Source organism: Desulforhopalus sp. (assembly GCA_030247675.1).
In the GTDB taxonomy this organism is placed as follows: domain Bacteria; phylum Desulfobacterota; class Desulfobulbia; order Desulfobulbales; family Desulfocapsaceae; genus Desulforhopalus_A.
In genome coordinates this window covers 1-1353 of record JAOTRX010000026.1, presented here as the reverse complement: position 1 = coordinate 1353, position 1353 = coordinate 1, and the positions used below count along the sequence as shown (strand labels likewise).

Sequence of the window (1353 nt, the reverse complement as noted above, 5' to 3'; positions counted from 1 at the left end):
GGCGCCTCGCTAAATTAAGTGGGTAACAGCGTTGCGCAAGTAACTCAATTTGAAAAGATGGTATAATCAGGCTATCCTCTATAATAGGTAAAGGATGGTGCTGATATGTTAAACCATGAGAAGCTATTCACTGCAGCATTGCAACTTCAAGATCCTCTATACGTTGAAAATGTAGTGTTTGAGGAAGCAGCAGGTGAACTGCACATCTACATCAACTTTCATAAAGGTGGTAAATTCAAATGCGCAGAATGCGGCGCTGAAAATTTAAACATTCACGACACAGTTGATAAAGTCTGGCGTCACTTAAACTTCTTTCAATACAAAGCATTTATTCATTTTAGGACCCCGAGAACAATCTGCCCCGAACACGGTGTACGCATGGTCCGAGTCCCCTGGGCCGCTCCTGGCAGTGGCTTCACACTCTTATTTGAGGCTCTGGTTCTGCAATTAATACAAGTGATGCCCGTAAAGCAAGTCGCGGAATTGTTGGGCGAACACGATACGCTGCTGTGGCGAATACTCAACCGATATGTTGAGCAAGCAAGAGCAGCGGCTGATTACAGCGAAATCACCCAAGTTGGGGTCGATGAAACCTCATACAGGCGTAGACATAGTTATATGACGCTCTTTGTCGACCTGGAGAAAACTCAAGTCGTTCATGTGGTTGAAGGTAAGGACGCAGGAGCCATCACCTCTTTCAAGCAAATGCTTCAGTCTAAATCGATCAAACCAACTCAAATTACTGATTTCAGCGCCGATATGTCAATTCCCTTTAGAAAGGGTATAAAGGCTGATTTTCCATGGGCTGATATCACCTTTGACAAATTTCATGTTATAAAGTTGCTGAATGAAGCACTTGATAGAGTCAGACGCCAAGAACAAAGTGAAGAATCCATACTCAAGCACAGCCGTTACTTATGGCTCAGTAATGTTAAAAACCTTAAACCGTCACAAAAGGAAAAGCTGATGGGCCTATCACAGATGAATCTCAAGACTGCCCGTGCTTACCGCCTAAAGCTTGCATTGCAAGAGGTCTATCTTCAGGCAAGAGATAAAGTTGATGCAATGCGCTTACTGATGGAATGGTATAGATGGGCTGTTAGATCCAGACTGGAACCTATCATAGAGTTTGCGAAAACCGTAAAAGCAAACTGGGCTGGTATACTCAACTATTTCGATTCAAGACTTACGAATGCTATCCTTGAGAGCATCAATAGCATTGTTCAGTCAGCTCGTAACAGAGCTCGTGGGTATAGAAACGTAAAAACGTTTACCACCATGATTTACTTGTTAGGAGGCCGACTAAATCTGGAAATCAAAAGTGGCCTTACCCACTCGATTTAGCGAGGCGCC

At 43.6% G+C, this 1353-nt stretch carries 1 protein-coding gene; it reads left to right on the top strand.

Annotation, left to right across the window (positions count from 1 at the left end):
• Nucleotides 1–105: 105 nt before the first annotated feature.
• Entirely contained in the window at nt 106–1344 is a 1239-nt protein-coding gene (locus OEL83_21155; GenBank protein ID MDK9709547.1) for an ISL3 family transposase, read from the top strand.
• Nucleotides 1345–1353: the final 9 nt, after the last annotated feature.

Excerpts from the sequence above, each read along its gene's own strand:
- OEL83_21155 (MDK9709547.1), top strand. The coding sequence starts at position 106 with ATGTTAAACCATGAGAAGCTATTCACTGCAGCATTGCAACTTCAAGAT.